Origin of the sequence: Aeromonas sp. WP2-W18-CRE-05 (assembly GCF_014168615.1) — a bacterium.
In the GTDB taxonomy this organism is placed as follows: Bacteria; Pseudomonadota; Gammaproteobacteria; order Enterobacterales; family Aeromonadaceae; genus Aeromonas; species Aeromonas caviae.
Genome location: NZ_AP021917.1, coordinates 4,306,744 through 4,327,301, shown reverse-complemented (window position 1 = coordinate 4,327,301; position 20,558 = coordinate 4,306,744). Strand labels below are relative to the sequence as shown.

Annotated in this window: 13 protein-coding genes; 9 read left to right on the top strand and 4 right to left on the bottom strand. The window is 63.5% G+C overall.

What is annotated here, in order from left to right; genetic code table 11:
- The first annotated feature begins 20 nt into the window (after window positions 1–20).
- Both aceF and lpdA read left to right on the top strand, forming a co-directional pair.
- Window positions 21–1,916 (top strand): pyruvate dehydrogenase complex dihydrolipoyllysine-residue acetyltransferase, encoded by a 1,896-nt coding sequence (gene aceF / locus H7R73_RS20235; RefSeq protein WP_042015108.1) that lies wholly within the window; start codon window positions 21–23, stop codon window positions 1,914–1,916.
- A 148-nt stretch (window positions 1,917–2,064) separates the two neighbouring features.
- Complete coding sequence (gene lpdA, locus H7R73_RS20230; protein ID WP_103259477.1) at window positions 2,065–3,492, top strand: dihydrolipoyl dehydrogenase; 1,428 nt, start codon at window positions 2,065–2,067, stop codon at window positions 3,490–3,492.
- A gap of 73 nt (window positions 3,493–3,565) precedes the next feature.
- On the opposite strand, the gene H7R73_RS20225 is transcribed toward lpdA, so the two are convergent.
- From H7R73_RS20225 to H7R73_RS20215, 3 genes are all read right to left on the bottom strand, one after another.
- A complete protein-coding gene (locus tag H7R73_RS20225) occupies window positions 3,566–3,748 on the bottom strand; it encodes a hypothetical protein (RefSeq protein WP_042015109.1) in 183 nt (60 codons plus the stop codon).
- A 143-nt stretch (window positions 3,749–3,891) separates the two neighbouring features.
- Window positions 3,892–5,538, bottom strand: coding sequence for a methyl-accepting chemotaxis protein (locus tag H7R73_RS20220; RefSeq protein WP_182951392.1), 1,647 nt, complete (start codon window positions 5,536–5,538; stop codon window positions 3,892–3,894).
- A gap of 122 nt (window positions 5,539–5,660) precedes the next feature.
- Window positions 5,661–7,571, bottom strand: a complete 1,911-nt coding sequence (locus tag H7R73_RS20215) for a methyl-accepting chemotaxis protein (RefSeq protein ID WP_103259479.1) — start codon at window positions 7,569–7,571, stop codon at window positions 5,661–5,663.
- Between the two features lie 273 nt (window positions 7,572–7,844).
- Between H7R73_RS20215 and H7R73_RS20210 the strand changes: the two genes are divergently transcribed.
- The 3 genes from H7R73_RS20210 (at window position 7,845) to H7R73_RS20200 (ending at window position 14,778) form a co-directional block, all read left to right on the top strand.
- Window positions 7,845–10,148, top strand: a complete 2,304-nt coding sequence (locus H7R73_RS20210; RefSeq protein ID WP_182951391.1) for a patatin-like phospholipase family protein — start codon at window positions 7,845–7,847, stop codon at window positions 10,146–10,148.
- A 229-nt stretch (window positions 10,149–10,377) separates the two neighbouring features.
- Window positions 10,378–12,975 carry a bifunctional aconitate hydratase 2/2-methylisocitrate dehydratase gene (gene acnB / locus H7R73_RS20205; RefSeq protein WP_103259480.1) on the top strand — a complete coding sequence of 866 codons (2,598 nt, stop codon included), beginning with the start codon at window positions 10,378–10,380 and terminating at the stop codon, window positions 12,973–12,975.
- Between the two features lie 231 nt (window positions 12,976–13,206).
- On the top strand, window positions 13,207–14,778 hold the full coding sequence (locus tag H7R73_RS20200) for an EAL domain-containing protein (RefSeq protein ID WP_103259481.1): 1,572 nt from the start codon (window positions 13,207–13,209) through the stop codon (window positions 14,776–14,778).
- On the opposite strand, the gene H7R73_RS20195 is transcribed toward H7R73_RS20200, so the two are convergent.
- The gene (locus H7R73_RS20195) at window positions 14,775–15,692 is read right to left on the bottom strand and encodes a LysR family transcriptional regulator (protein WP_103259482.1); all 918 of its coding nucleotides are present in this window, start codon (window positions 15,690–15,692) and stop codon (window positions 14,775–14,777) included. The two genes, H7R73_RS20200 and H7R73_RS20195, sit on opposite strands and share 4 nt — an antisense overlap.
- A gap of 76 nt (window positions 15,693–15,768) precedes the next feature.
- Here H7R73_RS20195 and H7R73_RS20190 point away from each other — a divergent pair, with 76 nt between their 5' ends.
- The 4 genes from H7R73_RS20190 to mdtD all read left to right on the top strand — a co-directional run bounded on the left by H7R73_RS20190 (window position 15,769) and on the right by mdtD (window position 20,557).
- Window positions 15,769–16,386, top strand: coding sequence for a LysE family translocator (locus tag H7R73_RS20190; RefSeq protein ID WP_103259483.1), 618 nt, complete (start codon window positions 15,769–15,771; stop codon window positions 16,384–16,386).
- A 115-nt stretch (window positions 16,387–16,501) separates the two neighbouring features.
- A complete protein-coding gene (locus H7R73_RS20185; RefSeq protein WP_048208545.1) occupies window positions 16,502–17,908 on the top strand; it encodes a D-arabinono-1,4-lactone oxidase in 1,407 nt (468 codons plus the stop codon).
- A 71-nt stretch (window positions 17,909–17,979) separates the two neighbouring features.
- Window positions 17,980–19,107, top strand: coding sequence for a CobW family GTP-binding protein (locus tag H7R73_RS20180; protein ID WP_029314837.1), 1,128 nt, complete (start codon window positions 17,980–17,982; stop codon window positions 19,105–19,107).
- 61 nt (window positions 19,108–19,168) lie between these two features.
- Window positions 19,169–20,557, top strand: coding sequence for a multidrug transporter subunit MdtD (gene mdtD, locus H7R73_RS20175; RefSeq protein ID WP_103259484.1), 1,389 nt, complete (start codon window positions 19,169–19,171; stop codon window positions 20,555–20,557).
- The last annotated feature ends 1 nt before the right edge of the window (window position 20,558 follow it).

The window sequence follows — 20,558 nt, the reverse complement described above, 5'->3', positions numbered from 1 at the left end:
ACGCAAGAGGATAAAGCGCAATGTCCAAACAGATTATGGTGCCGGATATCGGTGCCGATGAAGTTGAAGTCACCGAGATCATGGTGGCCGTGGGTGACAAGGTCGAGCTGGACCAGTCCCTGATCGCCGTGGAAGGTGACAAGGCCTCCATGGAAGTCCCGGCCCCCGCCGCCGGTATCGTCAAAGAGATCCTGATCAAGGTGGGCGACAAGGTTGCCACCGGTTCCCAGATCATGGTCTTCGAAGCCGAGGGTGCTGCCGCACCGGCTCCGGTCCAGGCTGCGGCCCCGGTTGCTGCCGCGCCGGCCGCCGCTCCTGCTGCTGCCGCTCGCCAGGACGTCAACGTGCCGGATATCGGTGGTGACGAAGTCGAAGTGACTGAGATCATGGTTGCCGTGGGCGACATGGTTGAAGCCGACCAGTCCATCATCGCCGTGGAAGGTGACAAGGCCTCCATGGAAGTACCGGCACCGTTCGCCGGCCGCGTGGTCGAGATCAAGGTCGCCGCCGGCGCCAAGGTTTCCACCGGCTCCCTGGTGATGGTCTTCGAAGTGGCGGGCGCTGCCCCGGCCGCTGTTGCCGCGCCGGCTCCTGCTGCTGCCCCCGTGGCTGCCGCTGCTCCGGTTGCCGCCGGTGCCAAAGACGTCAACGTGCCGGACATCGGCGGTGACGAAGTGGAAGTGACCGAAATCATGGTCGCCGTGGGTGACAAGGTTGAAGCCGACCAGTCCCTGATCACCGTGGAAGGTGACAAGGCCTCCATGGAAGTGCCTGCGCCGTTCGCCGGTGTGGTCAAGGAGATCAAGGTGAAGGCGGGTGACAAGGTCTCCACCGGTTCCCTGATCATGGTATTCGAAGTGGCGGGTGCCGCTCCGGCTGCCGTGGCTGCTCCGGCTCCTGCCGCAGCGCCCGTTGCTGCCGCGCCGGCTGCCGCCGCTCCTGCGCCGGTTGCCCAGGCTGCTGCCGCTTCCGATTTCGTCGCCAACGACGCCTATGTCCACGCCTCCCCGGCTGTACGCCGTCTGGCGCGCGAGTTCGGTGTCAACCTGGCCAAGGTGAAAGCCTCCGGTCGCAAGGGTCGCATCGTCAAAGAAGACGTGCAGGCTTACGTGAAGGATGCGGTCAAGCGCGCCGAGTCCGCTCCGGCTGCCGGCACCGGCACTGGCAACGGCATGAGTGTCGTGGCCTGGCCGAAGGTTGATTTCAGCAAGTTCGGCCCGGTCGAAGAGCTGGAACTGACCCGTATCCAGAAGATCTCCGGTCCTGCCCTGCACCGCAACTGGGCCATGATCCCCCATGTCACCCAGTTCGACGAAGCCGATACCACGGATCTGGAAGCGTTCCGCAAAGAGCAGAACATCCTGGCCGAGAAGCAGAAGCTGGACGTGAAGATCACCCCGCTGGTGTTCATCCTGAAGGCGGCCGCCAAGGCCCTGGAAGCCCATCCGCGCTTCTGCAGCGCCCTGTCCGAAGACGGCAGCAAGCTGATCATGAAGAAGTACATCCACATCGGTGTGGCGGTGGATACCCCCAACGGCCTGGTGGTTCCGGTGGTTCGCGACGTCAACAAGAAGGGCATCCACGAGTTGTCCCGCGATCTGGCCGAGATCTCCAAGAAGGCCCGTGCCGGCAAGCTGACCGCTGCCGACATGCAGGGCGGTTGCTTCACCATCTCCAGCCTGGGTGGCATCGGCGGTACCAGCTTTACCCCGATCGTCAACGCGCCGGAGGTGGCCATCCTGGGCGTTTCCAAGTCCGAGATGAAGCCGAAGTGGAACGGTAAAGAGTTCGTGCCGCGTCTGATGCTGCCGCTGGCTCTGAGCTACGACCACCGCGTCATCGATGGCGCCGACGGTGCCCGCTTCATCACCACCCTGAGTGGTGTGTTGTCCGACATTCGTCGACTGGTCCTGTAAGTGAGAGGGCGGGCCCAGAGCCCGCCCTTTTTGCTTCTCATTTCGTTAACAGGATTGTAAACTTGCCCCGTTTTTTTCACGGCTGCAGCGGCCTTGTTTGGCATAAGACTGTGCTGTCCGGGGATATAAGAACGACAAAGAGGTCATGATGAGTAAAGAAATCAAAACCCAGGTCGTAGTACTGGGTGCTGGCCCTGCCGGTTATTCCGCTGCCTTCCGTGCGGCTGACTTGGGTCTGGATACCATTATCGTCGAGCGTTACTCCACCCTGGGTGGCGTCTGTCTGAACGTGGGTTGCATCCCGTCCAAGGCACTGCTGCACGTCGCCAAAGTCATTGAAGAAGCCAAGGCGCTGGCCGAGCACGGCATCGTCTTCGGTGCCCCGCAGACCGACATCGACAAGGTGCGTCTGTGGAAAGAGAAGGTCATCAACCAGCTGACTGGCGGTCTGGCTGGCATGGCCAAGATGCGTAAAGTCCAGGTTGTTAACGGCTTTGGCAAGTTCACCGGCCCGAACACCCTGGAAGTGGAAGGCGCCGACGGCAAGACCACCGTCACCTTCGACAACGCCATCATCGCTGCCGGTTCCCGTCCGGTGAAGCTGCCGTTCATCCCCCATGACGACCCCCGTGTATGGGACTCTACCGATGCGCTGGAACTGACGACCGTTCCTGGCAAGCTGCTGGTCATCGGTGGCGGCATCATCGGCCTGGAGATGGGTACCGTGTACTCCTCCCTGGGCTCCGAGATCGACGTGGTGGAATTTGCCGACCAGCTGGTACCGGCTGCCGACAAAGACATCGTCAAGATCTACACCAAGCGCGTTGCCAAGAAATTCAACATCATGCTGGAGACCAAGGTCACCGCCGTTGAAGCCCGTGAAGACGGCCTGTACGTCTCCTACGAAGGCAAGCACGCCCCGGCCGAGCCGGTTCGCTACGACAACGTGCTGGTTGCCGTAGGCCGTGTGCCGAACGGCAAGATGCTGGATGCCGAGAAGGCCGGTGTTGCCGTCAACGAGCGCGGTTTCATCGAAGTCGACAAGCAGCTGCGTACCAACGTGACCCACATCCACGCCATCGGCGACATCGTCGGTCAGCCCATGCTGGCCCACAAGGGTGTACACGAAGGCCACGTGGCGGCCGAAGTCATCGCCGGCAAGAAGCACTACTTCGACCCGAAAGTGATCCCGTCCATCGCCTATACCGAGCCGGAGATGGCCTGGGTGGGTCTGACCGAGAAGGAAGCCAAGCAACAGGGTCTGAACTTCGAAGTCGCCACCTTCCCGTGGGCTGCTTCCGGTCGCGCCATCGCGTCCGACTGCTCCGACGGCATGACCAAGCTGATCTTCGACAAGGAGAGCGGCCGCGTCATCGGTGGTGCCATCGTGGGTACCAACGGCGGTGAACTGCTGGGTGAAATCGGTCTGGCCATCGAGATGGGTGCCGACGCTGAAGACATCGCGCTGACCATCCACGCTCACCCGACTCTGCACGAGTCCGTGGGTCTGGCTGCCGAAGTGTTCGAAGGCTCCATCACCGACCTGCCGAACGCCAAGGCCAAGAAGAAAAAATAATCTTCTGCCCGTTTCATAAGAAAAGCCGCTCCATGGAGCGGCTTTTTGTTGTCTGTCTTTCGGCACCCTGCGGTCAGCAGCGCCCCTTCTTGGCCTGTCCCGGTGGGCAGAAGGTACCGTCGCCTCCGCGATCCCCATCACTGACCCGGATCCGGGTATCGTCCACGCTCACATCGGCCCCGTGCACCCGCACGGGCCCGCTGCTGCAGGCACTGAGCAGCCCCCCCAGCACTATCATCACGACCAGCTTGCCCATCATACCTCCTCGCGTTTTCCTGATTATGAGGCATGTGGCAGGGCGGTGGGAGACGGTGTATCCCCCGTGCGTCACGGCTTGCCGTGGTCATGAAGAAGGGCGCCGAAGCGCCCTGGTGCGGGTCAGGAAGAGGTGCCGGACGCTCAGAGGCGGAAGTTGCCGACCAGCTTGTCGAGCTCACCGGAGAGGTGCTGCAGGTTGCGGCTCGACTCGGTCAGGTGATGGGCGATATCGGCGGTCTCCATGGTGAGCTGGTTGATGTCCTCCACGTTGCGGTTGAGCTCCCCCACCACGCTCGACTGCTCTTCGGTGGCGGTGGCGACCTGGATGTTCATGTCGCTGATCTGGGTGATGTGTCCGGTGATCTGGTCGAGGGCGCCGTTGGCCTCGTCGGCCTGGGTCACCACCCGCAGGCTCTGGTTGCGGCCCTGGGCCATGGCGCTGACGGCGCGGGCGCTCTGCTCCTGGAGGCTGTTGATCATGCCCTGGATCTCGGCGGTGGAGGCGGCGGAGCGGCTGGCGAGGTTGCGCACCTCGTCGGCCACCACGGCGAAGCCACGGCCTTGCTCGCCGGCGCGGGCGGCCTCGATGGCGGCGTTGAGGGCCAGCAGGTTGGTCTGCTCCGAGATGCTGCGGATGGTGTCGAGGATGCTGCCGATGGAGTCGGTCTGGCTCGCCAGGGACTCGATGACCCCGGCGACCTGTTCGATTTCACCGGAGAGGCCGACGATGCCGTGACGGGCCTGGGCGACGACCTGGGCCCCCGCATCGGCCTGCTCGTTGGCCTGCTTGGCGACGTCGGCGGCGAGAGACGCATTGCCGGCGATCTCGGTGACGGTGGCCCCCATCTCGTGGATGGCGGTGGCGACCTGGACGGTGCGATCCCGCTGGGCGGTGCAGTTGTGCTGGGTGAGCTGGGCCTTGGCGGCCACCTCGCTGGCGGTGGCGGCCACCTGGCGGGAGTTGCTCGCCACCTGCACGATGGCCCCGAGGATCCGTGTCACGAACTGGTTGAAGCTGTGGGCAATCTCGGCCAGCTCGTCCTTGCCGGTGAGACTGGCGCGGCTGTCGAGGGCGAGGTGGCGGGCCACCTCGCCAATATGGGATTGCAGGAAGGAGACCCGGCGGCGCAGCCCGATGAGGATGAGGGTCGAGACGAGCAGCGAGATGGCGATGGCGATGACGATGATGGCGATCATCTGGGTACGACCGCTGTCATAGCTGTTTTCGCTCAGGTCGTTGCGATGCTGGGCCTGACCTATCAACCCGTCGAGCAGCTCATTGGCGTCCTTGCGCATGACCCCGTAGCTCTGGCTGTAGCGATCCCGGTAGATGGCGCGTGCCTCGTCCATCTTGTTCTCAGAGAGCGCCTGCAACATGGGGGTCAGCTCCTCCCGCTCCACCCGGGTGAATTGATCGAGCAGGGTCTGGGCCCTGGCCCGGGCGTCCGGATCGACCTGAGCCTTGACGGCCTGCTCCATGGCCTGGCGCATCTCGGGAATGTCTTCCTCGCGGGTCTCCTTGACCCGGGTCAGCACCCCCTTTTCGTCGCGCAGGGAGGTGTCCTGCAGCAGCATCATGTCGATGCCGACGCGCATGCGCGGGATGCGGGAGGCCACTTCCGCCATGGCCCGCATGGGGGTGGCGGTATTCTGGAACAGCTCTTCGGCCTGCTGCCTGATGTTGTCCATGCTGCGCAGACTGGCGGCGCCAACCAGCAGCAGGGCGAGACAGGGCACGGTGACGGCCAGGATCAGTTGGGTTTTGAGGGTGAGGTTGCCTGCCAGCATGTTGACTCCTTGGTGTGTTGCTGTGTCGCTACTGTAGCGGCTTGTCATGACGGTTCGCCGTCATGGGGGTCGGTATTCCCTGTCGACCCGGTGAAAAAAGGGCGCCGCAGCGCCCTTTCATCTTATAACCGGAAGTTGCCGACCAGCTTGTCGAGCTCGCCGGAGAGCTGTTGCAGGCTGCGGCTGGACTCGGTCAGCTGGTGGGCGATGTCGGCGGTCTCCATGGTGAGCTGGTTGATGTCCTCCACGTTGCGGTTGATCTCCCCGACCACGCTGGACTGCTCCTCGGTGGCGGTGGCGACCTGGATGTTCATGTCGCTGATCTGGGTGATGTGCCCGGTGATCTGGCCGAGGGCGCCGTTGGCCTCGTCGGCCTGGGTCACCACCCGCAGGCTCTGGTTGCGCCCCTGGGCCATGGCGCTGACGGCGCGGGCGCTCTGTTCCTGGAGGCTGTTGATCATGCCCTGGATCTCGGCGGTGGAGGCGGCGGAGCGGCTGGCGAGGTTGCGCACCTCGTCGGCCACCACGGCGAAGCCACGGCCCTGCTCGCCGGCGCGGGCAGCCTCGATGGCGGCGTTGAGGGCCAGCAGGTTGGTCTGCTCCGAGATGCTGCGGATGGTGTCGAGGATGCTGCCGATGGAGTCGGTCTGGCTCGCCAGAGACTCGATGACCCCGGCCACCTGCTCGATCTCACCGGAGAGGCCGACGATACCGTGGCGGGCCTGGGCGACAACCTGGGCCCCCGCATCGGCCTGCTCGTTGGCCTGCTTGGCGACGTCGGCGGCGAGAGACGCATTGCCGGCGATCTCGCTGACGGTGGCTCCCATCTCGTGGATGGCGGTGGCGACCTGAACGGTGCGATCCCGCTGGGCGGTGCAGTTGTGCTGGGTGAGCTGGGCCTTGGCGGCCACCTCGTTGGCGGTGGCGGCGAGCTGGCGGGAGTTGCTCGCCACCTGCTCGATGGAGCCGTGGATCTTGGCGACAAAGTTGTTGAAGCCGGTCGCCACCTGGGCCAGTTCGTCACGGCCATCGACCTTGAGGCGATGGGTGAGGTCGCCATCACCGCTGCCGAGTTCGCGGAACAGGCGGGCCAGTTCGTTGAGGGGGCGGCTCACGGAGCCCGCCAGGAGAACGCCGAGCAGCCCCATGCCGACGGCGATGGCCAGGCTGACCAGCACCATGTGCAGGCGCGCTCTGTCCAGTTCGGCATAAATCTCGGCCTCCGGCACTTGGGCCACCAGATACCAGTCGAGCAGGGGGATGTAGCTGCTGGCCAGGATCACGGGCTGGCCGTCGACCTCGGCACGGGTGGCGGCAAAGGGCTGCTTGTTGAGCAGGTTGGTGCTGCTGCCGCTGGCCAGCTGGGTCAGGTTGTCCCGATCGATGCGGGCGGCGTCGGGGTGCAGCTTCACCTTGCCGCTGCCGTCTGTCATGAAGACGAAGCCGCTGTCGCCGATACGGAAGTTGGCGAGCATGCTGACCATGCTGTCGAGGGATTTGGCGAGGCCGGCGAGGCCGCGTCCGTCGAGCTGCTGGAAGTTGACGAACAGTTTTACCTCGCCATTGCTCTCCCGAAAGATGCTGAGCATCAGATCCTGGCGGCTCTTGGTGTAGTCATAGAACCAGTTGTCCTGCTCGTGATTAAGAATGCGCAGAAAACCGTCCTGGTTGTAGTAGGCGGCACTCTGGCGATCGGCGAAGGAGGCGGTGACCAGGCCATACTGGCTCGTCATGTCCTTGAGCTGGTTGATAAGGATGGACTCCTGCTCTTTTGGCATGCCGCGCTCGACCCAGTCCAGCACGAAGCGGTCGTTGGCAAGCTGTCTGGCGGCATTGGCGACCGAAGTGAGATCCTTCTCGATCTCCTTGCCGATGCGCTGGGTCAGGTTGGGCAGCTCCTGCTCGAACATGCGGTTCTCGATCAGCTGCTGGGCAGAACGCTGGCTGAAATAGCCCACCAGCAGGCAGGAGAGGGCCACGGCGAGGATGACGGTGGCCAGAATTTTCTGTTTCAGTGTCAGGCTTGCGAACATAAGGGTGACTCGGAAGTGTGAACCAGGGTTGAACTCATAATAGCGGCTGATTTGGCGCGCTCTTGAGGCGGCGGGGGCGTTTATTGTCGATTAACGTTTGCGCTCACACCCGGATTGGACTGGATTGGCGCCCGATTTTGCCGAGACATCGTTGCAAGCGGGGCGACCCCTCGCCAGCACCCCGGCTTGCGGTTAAAGTGCTTGCACTTATAGTAGGCTGCACCTGACTGGCGGCCTGCCCGCTCGACTCGCACCGGATTTATGGACTCTCATATGCGCATCTTTCATCGGGGATGGACCCACCTGCTCGTGCTCCTGCTGGCGACCCTGCCGTTCATGGCGGCGGCCGGAGCCAATGATCCCGCGCCTTCGGCCAGAAACCCGGGGGCAACCAAGATGGATCGTCCGAGGATCGCCCTGGTACTGAGCGGCGGCGGGGCCAAGGGGTCGGCCCATATCGGGGTGCTCAAGGTGCTGGAGGCAAAGCACATCCCGGTGGACATCATCGTCGGGACCAGCATGGGCTCTTATGTGGCGGGCATGTATGCCATGGGGCTCAGCGCCGAGGAGGTGGAGCGCACGACGCTGGCCATCGACTGGAACAAGGGCTATCAGGACAAGGTGGGGCGCGACGAGCTCTCCCTGCGCAAGAAGCAGCAGACCGAGAAGTACCAGCTGCGCACCGACATCGGGGTCAACGGTGACCAGACCCAGTTGCCGGACAGCTTCTTCCAGGGGCAGTCCATGGCCAGCCTGCTGCGCCACGCCACCTCCAACCTGCCGGCGCAAAAGAGCTTCGACAACCTGCCTATCCCCTATCGCGCGGTGGCGACCGACATGGAGACGGTGACCCCCTTCGTGCTGGATCACGGCAGCCTCGCCAAGGCGATGCAGGCCTCCATGTCCATTCCCGGTGCCCTCAAGCCGGTGGACTGGGACGGCCGCATCCTGGCCGATGGTGGCACGGTCAACAACATGCCGGTGGACGTGGCCAAGGCCATGGGGGCCGACGTGGTGATCGCGGTGGACATCAGCGCCAAGCTGCGTACCCGGGAGTCCCTCAAGTCGGGGCTGGCCATGATCGATCAGCTCACCACCTACATGACCCAGGTGGGGACCGAAAAGCAGAAGGCGCTGCTCGGCCCCAAGGACATCCTGCTGACCCCCGAGTTCGGCAACATGGGGATCGCCGACTTCGCCCTGATGCCGGAGGGTATCAAGATCGGGGAGGCGGTCGCCAACAGTGCAGCGGCCCGGCTCGATGCGCTCTCTCTCTCGCCCGCGGCCTACGCCGACTATCGCAACGGCAAGCTGAGCCGGCGCGCCGAGCGCAGCGGCCAGCCCGCCTACTACATCGACAAGGTGGAGATCATCAACAAGTCGCGCCTCTCCGACGACACGGTGCGGGCCATGCTGAACGTGCGTCCGGACAAGGTGCAGACCTACGAGAGCCTGGAGGCGGGGATCCGTCGCCTCTACGCCCTGGAGTCGTTCGATCGCATCACCTACGAGGTGGAGGAGCGGGACGGGGAGAACGTGCTGGTGGTGGACGCCAGCGAGAAGAACTGGGGGCCGGGTTATCTCAACTTCCAGCTCGGTTTCTCCGATGACTTCGAGAGCAGCTCCAACTACAACGTTGGCATGTCCTACACCCTGACCAACGTCAACGATTGGGGAGGCGAGTGGCTGACCGAGGCGTCCCTCGGGACCGCCAAGCACCTCAAGACCGACTTCTACACCCCGCTGGAGCCCTCCCAGACCTACTTCGGCGAGACGAGCCTGGCCTACGACAAGACCCAGCGGCGGGTCTTCTTCCCGGAAGAGAGCAGGTCGTCGTCCGGGGTCAGCTATCTGGACTCCGAGTACAGCTTCACCAGCGTGGATCTTGCCGTCGGCTGGAATCGCCAGCCCTGGAGTCGCTTCTCCCTTGGACTGGAGGGCAAGATCGGCAGCGTGGAGATCCAGAACCTCACCAACGCGGATGCCGATGCCTCCGCCTGGGGACCCTACATCCGCTTCGAGCACGACACCCTCGACAGCCGCTACTTCCCCTATCAGGGGGTCTACTGGGACATCAAGGGGGGCTACTCCTACGTCGATCTCGACCCCTCGGACGGCCCCTCCGAGCAGGCCGAGGGGGTGAATTACCGGCTGGTGATGATCAAGCCCTGGTCCTGGGACAGGCACAGCCTCAACCTGATGCTGGAAGGGGGCGGCTCAAGCTCCCAGGAGACGGTACCGCTGTTCGTGCAGGATCTGGGGGGGCTGTTCCGCATGTCCGGCTTCCAGCATTACCAGTTGAGCGGTCGCTACAGCCTGTTTGGCGGATTGCGCTACATCTACCGGGTGGCGGACAACGACTTCGGTGCCTTCAAGGCGCCCCTGTTCCTCGGGGGCTCCCTCGAGCAAGGGGGGGTCTGGGACAAGGGAGAGGACATCAGCATCGAATCCTCCTATACCTCGGGTTCCCTCTATATGGGGGTGGAGAGTTTCCTCGGTCCCATCTTCCTCGGCTATGGCGTGGCGGAGGGGGGACACGACATGTTCTATCTGCAATTGGGCACTACGTTCCAATAAGGGCGAAATGCTGCCTTTTTGTTAACTCACCTTGGGCGGGCGGCTTGTCACTCTAAAAAAACCTAATGGGTTTATATGGTTATGCTGGTTTGATGAATAACTGCACAGGGTTTGGATTTTAATTAGTCGTTAAAACTTATATAGTGGGGGGCACCCTACGGGTGTCCCGCAAGGACGATCGCCGCGAGCTTGGGCGAACCCCAAAAAAAAGACCAAAGAGGAATTAGTCGTGCTTGAAACATACCGTAAACACGTCGCAGAACGTGCCGCCGAAGGCGTGGTCGCCAAACCTCTGGACGCAGAGCAGGTTGCCGCCCTGGTTGAGCTGATCAAGAATCCGCCCGCCGGCGAACAGGACTTTCTGAAAGAACTGTTGTCCTCCCGCATTCCCCCGGGTGTTGATGAAGCGGCCTATGTGAAAGCCGGCTTCCTCACCGCCGTCGCCAAGGGCGAGGCCCATTCCCCCATCCTGACTGCCGCCGAAGCCGTCGAGCTGCTCGGTACCATGCAGGGTGGTTACAACATCCAGCCGCTGATCGACCTGCTGGACGATGCGGCCCTGGCTCCTCTTGCCGCCAAGGGTCTCTCCCATACCCTGCTGATGTTCGACTCCTTCCACGACGTGGAAGAGAAGGCCAAGGCGGGCAATGCCCACGCCAAGCAGGTGCTGCAATCCTGGGCTGACGCCGAGTGGTTCCTGAACCGCCCGGCCCTGGCCGAGAAGATCACCGTCACCGTCTTCAAGGTGACCGGCGAAACCAATACCGACGATCTGTCGCCGGCGCCGGACGCCTGGTCCCGCCCGGACATTCCGCTGCACGCCCTGGCGATGCTGAAGAACGCCCGTCCCGGCATCACCCCGGACAAGGATGGCGTCATCGGCCCCATCAAGACCATCGATGCCCTGAAAGAGAAAGGTTTCCCGCTGGCTTACGTGGGTGACGTGGTCGGTACCGGCTCTTCCCGTAAATCCGCCACCAACTCCGTGCTCTGGTTCATGGGCGACGACATTCCGTTCGTGCCGAACAAGCGTGCCGGCGGTGTCTGCCTCGGCGGCAAGATTGCCCCCATCTTCTTCAACACCATGGAAGATGCCGGCGCCCTGCCCATCGAAGTGGACGTCTCCAAACTGGAGATGGGCGATGTCATCGACATCTTCCCCTATGAGGGCAAGATCACCCGCCACGGCACCGACGAGGTGCTGGCCCGGTTCGAACTGAAGACCGAGGTGCTGATCGACGAAGTGCGCGCCGGTGGCCGCATTCCGCTGATCATCGGCCGCGGCCTGACCGACAAGGCCCGCGAAGCGCTGGGTCTGCCGTTCTCCACCGTGTTCCGTCGTCCGCAGCCTGTCGCCGACACCGGCAAGGGCTTCACCCTGGCCCAGAAGATGGTGGGCAAGGCGTGCGGCGTGAAGGGCATTCGCCCGGGCACCTACTGCGAACCCAAGATGACCACGGTCGGCTCCCAGGACACCACGGGCCCCATGACCCGCGACGAGCTGAAAGACCTGGCCTGCCTCGGCTTCTCCGCCGATCTGACCATGCAGTCCTTCTGCCACACCGCCGCTTATCCCAAGCCCATCGACGTGCAGACCCACCACACCCTGCCTGACTTCATCATGAACCGCGGCGGTGTCTCTCTGCGTCCGGGTGACGGCGTCATCCACTCCTGGCTGAACCGCATGCTGCTGCCGGATACCGTGGGTACCGGTGGTGACTCCCACACCCGTTTCCCCATCGGTATCTCCTTCCCGGCAGGCTCTGGCTTGGTGGCCTTCGCCGCCGCCACCGGCGTGATGCCGCTGGACATGCCGGAATCCGTGCTGGTGCGCTTCAAGGGCGAGCTGCAACCGGGTATCACCCTGCGTGACCTGGTCCATGCCATCCCCTACGCCGCCATCCAGAAAGGGCTGCTGACCGTCGAGAAAGCGGGCAAGAAGAACATCTTCTCCGGCCGCATCCTCGAGATCGAAGGTCTGCCGACCCTGAAGGTGGAACAGGCGTTCGAGCTGGCGGACGCCAGCGCCGAGCGTTCCGCCGCCGGTTGCACCATCAAGCTGGATAAAGAGCCGATCATCGAGTATCTGAAGTCCAACATCGTGATGCTGAAGTGGATGCTCTCCGAAGGCTACGGCGACGTGCGCACCATCACCCGCCGCATCAAGGGGATGGAGGAGTGGCTGGCCAACCCGGTACTGATGGAAGCGGACAAGGACGCCGAGTACGCCGAAATCATCGAGATCGATCTGGCCACCATCAAGGAGCCGATCCTGTGCGCGCCGAACGATCCGGACGACGCCCGTCTGCTGAGCGACGTGGCGGGTGACAAGATCGACGAGGTGTTCATCGGTTCCTGCATGACCAACATCGGCCACTTCCGCGCCGCCGGCAAACTGCTCGAGAAGTATCAGGGCGAGCTGCCGACCCGCATGTGGATCGCCCCGCCCACCAAGATGGACAAGGATCAGCTGACCGAAGAGGGCTACTACGGCATCTTTGGTCGCGTCGGTGCTCGCATCGAGATCCCCGGCTGTTCCCTCTGCATGGGCAACCAGGCGCGGGTGGCGGAAGGGGCCTCCGTGGTCTCCACCTCCACCCGCAACTTCCCGAACCGTCTGGGCAAGGGGGCCAACGTCTATCTGGCCTCTGCGGAGCTGGCTGCGGTTGCCGCCATCATCGGCAAGATCCCGACCGTGGAAGAGTATCTGCAGTATGCCAAGGCGCTGGACGCCACTGCGGCCGACACCTACCGCTACCTGAACTTCAACGAGATCGCCTCCTACACCAAGAAGGCCGATGCGGTGATCCTGCAGCAAGCGGTCTGAGACTCGCCGGTCTGACCACTGAAAATAACAATGCCGCGTCTCGACGCGGCATTTTCCATTTCAGGGGGCTGCGCGATAATGACCCGCCATGCCCAGCAACGGCGTCGTCGATTTGCCTGGTACGCGCGTTGCGCTTTCGTTGTCTGGCCATGATGGCCCCACCGTTTCCTGGTGGGCACTTTTATACCGCGGTACCTGCGAAGCGGGCCCGCGCATTGCGGCGTGGTTGCTATGTTTCTGTTCCGGATTGATCTGGCCCGCATGAAGTGGCGCCTTGGTTGTGCCCTGCTGGTGTTGGCCCTGCCCCTGGTGGTGGGAGGGTGGATGGTGCACGACAGCTACGAGCAGGAGCTGAAGAACGATGCCAGCGCGTCAGCCAGCAAGGCCAGAACCTTGCTGGAGCGCATGCTGGATCAGGCCGAGCGGGCCAACCTCGAGGTATTGCCGCTGGCCGGTCGACCTTGCAGCGACAACCTGCTGCTGCTGCGCAAGCGAGTGGCGCTGGAGCCGTTCCTGCGCTCCATCAATCTGGTGCGACAGGGGATCATCAACTGCACCTCGCTGTTCGGGCCTGCCAGGGAAGTGGATGACGGCTCCCGCTACACGGATCGCAAGTTGCTGCTGATGAGCGGCAACCTGGTGCGCAAGAATCACCCCTTGCTGGTGGTGCGTCAGGAGCGGGGGCGTGATGCGGCACTGAGCGCCATTGACAGCAGTCAGCTCAGTTTCATGCTTACCCTGAGTAGCGATCCCAGCGAGCTGTTCTTGCAGGTGGGGTCCGCCTGGCTCGATGAGTCCGGCCACTTCCAAAGCGATCCGCCGAAACTGCACAGCAAGTTTGCCCTGATACTCGCCTCCCAGCGTTACCCCTTCACCATCCACGCCGGTTATGCCATGCCGATCTACTGGCGTGCCCTGTGGGAGGCTCGCCATCTGCAACTGATCTGGCTGGGAGCCAGTTCGCTGGTGCTCTCACTGCTGGTGTGGTGGCTGCTTGGGCGGCCTGGGGCCCTGACGGACGAGCTGAGGCGCGGGCTGCGAGCCAGGGAATTTGTCCCCTATCTGCAACCGCTGATCGCCAGCAAGGGCGGCAAGATGGTGGGAGCCGAGGTACTGATGCGCTGGCAACATGCCACCGAGGGGCTGATCCGCCCCGATCTCTTCATCCCCCAGGCGGAAGAGTCTGGCCTGATCGTGCCCATGACGGTCAACCTGATGAAGACGGTGGCCAAGACACTCCACCCGGTACAGGAGCAGTTGCCCGAGGCATTTCACATCAGCTTCAACATCAGTGCCATCCACTGCCGGGACCTCTCCCTGGTGGCGGAGTGCCGCGACTTCCTCGGCCACTTCATGCCGGGACGGGTGGTGCTGGTGCTGGAGCTCACGGAGCGGGAGCTGCTGGTGACCAGCCCGCAGACCCTCTCCCTGTTTCGCCAGCTCGACGAGATGGGGGTGCAGCTCGCCATCGATGACTTTGGCACCGGCCACTCCAGCCTCATCTATCTGCAGCAATTCCACGTGGACTATCTCAAGATTGACCGCTCCTTCATCGGCCGTATCGGGACGGAGTCCCTCTCCGAGCACATCGTGGACAACGTCATCGACCTCGGGGGACGGCTGGGGTTGTCCCTGGTGGCCGAAGGGGTGGAGACGGAGCAGCAGGCCGCCTATCTGAGAGGCAAGGGGGTCCAGTATCTGCAGGGATACCTGTTTGCCCGCCCCATGCCGATACGCCAGTTCTGCCGGGAGCTGACGGCGGGGGAGATACAGGTCGCTGCCGGGCGCACCGCCCAGGGCTAGGCCGGGCCCACCAAGCTGTGCAGCCAGTTCACCAGGATGTCGTGGGGGCTGCCGGGTTCGGGAGGGGCGGGGGCGAGCAGGTGATAGCCGGTGCCGTCGGGGACGAAGCCGAGCGGTGCCACCAGCAGACCGGCCTCGATATCGTCGCACACCTGGCGGTAGGGGCCGATGGCGACTCCCAGCCCGGCGACTGCCGCCTGCAGGCTGAAATAGAAGTGCTCGAAGGTCTGACCCGGCACCTCCTCGTCGGCGGACATACCTGCGTGCTGCTGCCACTCCAACCAGGCGCCCGGACGGGTCTTGGTGTGCAGGCGGGGGGCCGTTGGTCTGAGGGCCTGCACATCCCCCCTGGGTTCAAAAAACTGCGCCACCTTGCCCGGCTGACAGACAGGTCCGGTCCGCTCCTCGAACAGCAGCTGGCTGTAGAGCTCGGCAGGCCAGTGAAAGTCGTTGCGCCGAATGGCGAGATCGATGCCGCTGCCAAAGCTGAGGGCGCCGCCCCCCGCCATCAGGTGAACGTCCAGCTCCGGGTGCAGGGCCTGAAAGGCGGGCCAGCGCGGGATCAGCCAGCGCATCAGGAGGGTGGGTTCGCAGGAGAGCACCAGCGACTGGGGACGGCTCTGCTGGCGCAGGGCTTGCGCCGTCTGGCGGATGCTGCCCAGCCCCTCTCTGACCGCCTGATAGAACCGTTCACCCGCGTCGGTCAGAAAGACCCGGCGCTGGCGCCGCTCGAACAGCATGACCCCCAGATCCTCCTCGAGCAGTCGTACCGCCCGGCTGATGGCGCCATGGGTGAGATGCAGTTCGTCGGCGGCGCGGCCGAAATGCTCGGTGCGGGCCGCCACCTCAAAACAGCGCAGGGCGGTAAGGGAGGGAAGCGAGAGGGCTTTTTGTGAGTTTTTTTCACCATTCATGTCAGAAATCATCGTTCGTTATTGGTGTTATTGGCAAATAAAATAGCCGATATCCTCTCTAATCAGGACTCTTTTCATGACTGAACTGTTAGCCGTTGTCGCCATTACCCTCTTTGCCGTCATCAGCCCCGGGCCCGACTTTGCCATGGTGTCGCGCAACAGCCTGCTGCTCTCGCGCCGCACCGGCGTGTTGACGGCGTTCGGCATCGCGGCCGGGGTCTGCGTGCACGTGACCTACACCCTGCTGGGGGTGGGCCTGCTGATCCAGCAATCCCTCTGGCTGTTCAACCTCATCAAGCTGGCAGGGGCCGCCTATCTCATCTTCCTCGGCATCAAGATGCTGCGGGCCAAACCGGCTGCCGATGAAGAGAGCATCTGTCAGCCTGCCCTCTCCAGTCTGGGTGCGCTGCGCACCGGATTTCTGACCAATGTGCTCAATCCCAAGACCACCATCTTCATCGTCAGCCTCTTCATGCAGGTGGTGCAGCCGCAGACGCCGCTGGCGGTCCAGATCGGCTATGGCGCCTTCATCGCGCTGGCGCACGCCCTCTGGTTTGGTGCGGTGGCGCTCTTCTTCTCCACCCCTGCGGTGCGGGACCGACTGCTGGCGGTACGCCACTGGATCGATCGGGTGTTCGGGGGGCTGCTGGTGGGATTCGGCATGTTGCTGGCATTGACCCAGCAGACGCGCTGAGTCGGGGAGGGGGGCTCCCCCTATCCACCCCCGACTGTAGGGTCTTGTTTTTCATGCCTTGGCAGCCACTTTTCGGTAGAATTGGCGCTCATTTTGAAGTCAGATGAGGCGCGGTATGACGGTCAGGTTCCAGGCATTTCACAGCATCAAGGCGATTGGCAATCGGGAGGTGCTGTTCAACTGGTCCAGAACCAACCCCCTCGGCGCCCTTGATCAGGTGTGGCGCCCGACGACCCGTGACGAGCTGCAGCAACTGCTGCGGGAATACCCCGAGCGCAAGCTGCGGCTCATCGGCTCCGGCCTCTCTTTCGAACCCATCCACAGCGTCTACGCGGAAGGCAGCCAGGCGCTGCTGGTGGACCTGCACCACCTGCGCGGCCAGCTGGACAAGACTGCCGATACGGTGACCTACCTGGCGGGGACGCCGCTTGATACCGTCTATGCCGACCTCATCGCCATGGATCGCATGCTGCCGGCATCCCCCGGCGTCATCGGCATCCAGACCCTGGGCGGTGCGCTCAGCACCGGCACCCATGGGCAGGGATTGCACCAGTCCGCCCTGTGCGATGCGGTGGCTGCCCTGACCGTGATGCTGGCGAGCGGCGACATCATCCGTGTGGATCGCACCGATCCGCGCTTCGGCGCCTTCGTGATGGGCATGGGGATGCTCGGCATCCTGCTGGATGTGACCCTCAACACTGTGCCCAACCGCATCATGCGCTGCACCAAGTTCACCACCGACTACCCCTTCCTGCTGGAACACAACGAGCGCCTCAACCGGGAGCACGCCTTCGTGAAGAGCTGGTGGTTCGCCTGGACCGGCGAGAGCCACATCTGGCTGGTGGATCCCGCCTCCGATGACGAGGTGGCCCGCTACCGCGCCGGGGGCAGCGAGCCGCTGGTGCTGGAGGGAGACATGGACGAGCGCATGAACCTGGCGCTCAATGCCACCATAGACGCGACCCTGCAGAAGATGGCCAGAGACACCAAGGACGAGGCCAGGGCAGGCGAGCACTTCGAGACGGTACGCCGCTTCAAGGACGCCTCGGATCTGGTGGGCAACGTCTACCAGATCCTCTGCAAGGGAATTCCTGCTCCCCAGATCAACTGCGAGGTGGCCGTGCCCCTCGAACGCATGGGGGAGGCCCTTGAAATCCTGCAGGCATGGCAGGAGGCGAACCCCGGCGTGCTGCACTACCCCTTCATTCTGCGCTGCACCGGTCCCTCCGTGGCCTGGCTCAGTGCCGCCCATGACAAGTCGGTGTGCTGGATAGGTTTTCTGGTCTATCTGGCGGCGGACGGGACCTTCGTCGGGGGCTCCATGGAGCAGATGCGCGAGTTGCAGCAACTGCTGGTGCCGCTTGGCGGCATTCCCCATTTCGGCAAGCACCTGGCGATGGACCTCTACGACTTCCCGGCCCTGTTGCCGCGCTGGCACGACTTTCTGGCCCTGAAGCGGGAGCTTGACCCCCATGGCCGTTTCGAAAACCGCTGGCTCGGCGACCTGTTCGCCAACCGGTAAGGATCTGACATGACCGATATGCAAGACACTCGCTTACTCATCCTCCTGCCGATCAGAGGGGGGGCATCCCGATGACAGACATGCAAGACACCCGCATCCCCGTGACCCTGCTGACCGGTTTTCTCGGCAGCGGCAAGACCACCTTGCTCAACCACTGGGTCAAGCAGCCCGAGCTCGGGGAGTGCGCCGTGCTCATCAACGAGTTCGGCTCCGTGGGGCTGGATCACCATCTGGTACAGCAGGTGGACGAGCAGGTGGTGCTGCTCGATTCCGGCTGCATCTGCTGCTCGGTGCAAGGATCCCTAGTGGAGGCGCTGCAGGGGCTCTTCATGAAAGCCATCCAGCGCAAAATCAAACCCTTCAAACGGCTGATCATCGAGACCACGGGTCTGGCCGATCCGGCCCCTGTGCTGTTCACGTTGAGGGAAGAGGGCTTTATCGCCCAGCGCTACCGCTTCGATGGCACGGTCACCGTGGTGGATGCCGGCCATATCGAGCAGCAGCTTGCGGCTCAATATGAGGCGGTCAAACAGGTGGCGCTGGCGGATCTGCTGGTGGTGAGCAAGGGCGATCTGGTGGATGAAGAGACCCTTGCGCGGGTGGAAGCCCAACTGGCGGCCCTCAATCCGGCAGCCCCCATCCAGCGGGTCAGCAATGGGGTGCTCTCGCCCGCGGTGCTGGAGAAGCTCGGCGCCTACAACGAGGCGGCGGGGCGCGACGTGCGCCAGTTGCTGGCCTGGCTGCGTACCGAATCCCCGAAACAGGGGCTGGCTTCGCCCATGCAGCCGAAGATGACGCCGTTTGCCGCCAAGGTGGGGACGGCAGCGCCCACCCGCTTCGAGCACGGCAATATCGAAAGTTTCTCCCTGCGCATCGGCGAGCCGCTCAAGCCTTCCCGCCTGCTGGCCGCCATCGACGCGGTGCAGGCACAATACGGCGATGCCCTGCTGCGCCTCAAGGGGATATTGCAACTGGAAGGGGAGAGCCAGCCAGTGGTGATCCACGGCGTGCACGGCCAGCTCTATCCGTTGCAGGCGCTGGGGGAGTGGCCCGAAGGCAAGGCCCAGTCCCGGTTGGTGTTCATCGTGAAGAGCCAGGACAGGGTAGGCATAGAGCAGTTGTTCCTCTCGACCCTCAAGGCCCCCGAACCCAGCCTGGAAGAGCACCTCAAGGCCATGCTCGGCCAGCCGGATGCCTGATATGCTGATATGACCCGCGCTCGTGCGGGTCTTTTCTTATGTGATGAGGAGAGACAGAATCATGCCTGACAGCTCCCCGATGGTGACGCCCGCCCAGCGCAAATGGCTGCCCTGGCTGACGGCGGTCGGTTTTTTCATGCAGACCCTGGATGGCACCATCCTCAACACCGCCCTGCCCAGCATGGCCGAGGCCCTGGGCGAGAGTCCGCTGCAGATGCAGTCCGTCATCATCGCCTACATGCTGACGGTGGCCCTGCTCATTCCCGCCTCCGGCTGGCTGGCGGACAGATTCGGCACCCGCCGGGTCTATCTGGTCGCCATCCTGCTGTTTACCCTGGGTTCCCTGGCCTGTGCCATCGCCAACACCCTGCCCATGCTGGTGATTGCCCGGGTGTTGCAAGGGGTCGGGGGGGCCTTGCTGATGCCCATCGGGCGTCTGGCGGTGCTGCGGGTCTACAGCAAGCATGAGCTGCTGAGGGTGATGTCGTTCGTCACCATCCCCGGTCTGCTCGGCCCCCTCATCGGCCCGGCCCTGGGGGGCTGGCTGGTGGAGGTGGCGAGCTGGCACTGGGTCTTCCTCATCAACCTGCCGGTGGGCCTGCTCGGTTTCGTGGCGAGCTGGCACTTCATGCCCGACCTTCGCCAGCACACCGCCAGGTTTGACTGGCAGGGGTTTGTGCTGTTCAGTGTTGGCATGGTGCTGGTATCCGTCGGTCTGCAAGGCCTGGGGGAGCACAGCATCTCAACTGGCTGGGCCCTGTTTGCGGTATTGTTCGGCCTGGCCGCCATGGCGAGCTACTGGCTCTATGCCGCCACGGCGGAGCAGCCCCTGTTCAGTCTGGCGCTGTTCAAGACGTCCACCTTCGCCATCGGTATCTGGGGCAATCTGTTTGCCCGCCTCGGCAGCGGCGCCATGCCGTTTCTCACCCCGCTCTTCCTGCAACTGGGGCTCGGCTTTTCCCCGAGCAAGGCGGGGATGACCATGATCCCCACGGTGATCGGCGCCATGCTGACCAAGACGCTGGTGAACAAGCTCATTCCGCGCATCGGTTATCGCCGCATCCTCATCGGCAACACCCTGGCGCTCGGGGCCATGATCGCGAGCTTCTATTTCATCGACAACCAGGTGCCCCACGGCGTACTGCTGGTGTGGCTGGCGGTCTTTGGTGCCATCAACTCCCTGCAATTTTCCGCCATGAACACCCTGACCCTGCAGGATCTCAGCAGCGAGCACGCCAGCAGCGGCAACGGTCTGCTGTCGGTGGTGATGCAGCTCTCCATGAGCCTGGGGGTGGCCATCGCCGCCAGCCTGCTGGGGCTCTTCTCCATCGGCCAGCCCGAGGAGAGTGGCCGCTGGCTGGAGGGGTTCCACCTCACCTATCTGTGCATCGGTCTGATGTCCATGCTGGCGGCGCTGATCTTCGCCCAGCTGGCGGGGGAAAAGCGCTGAG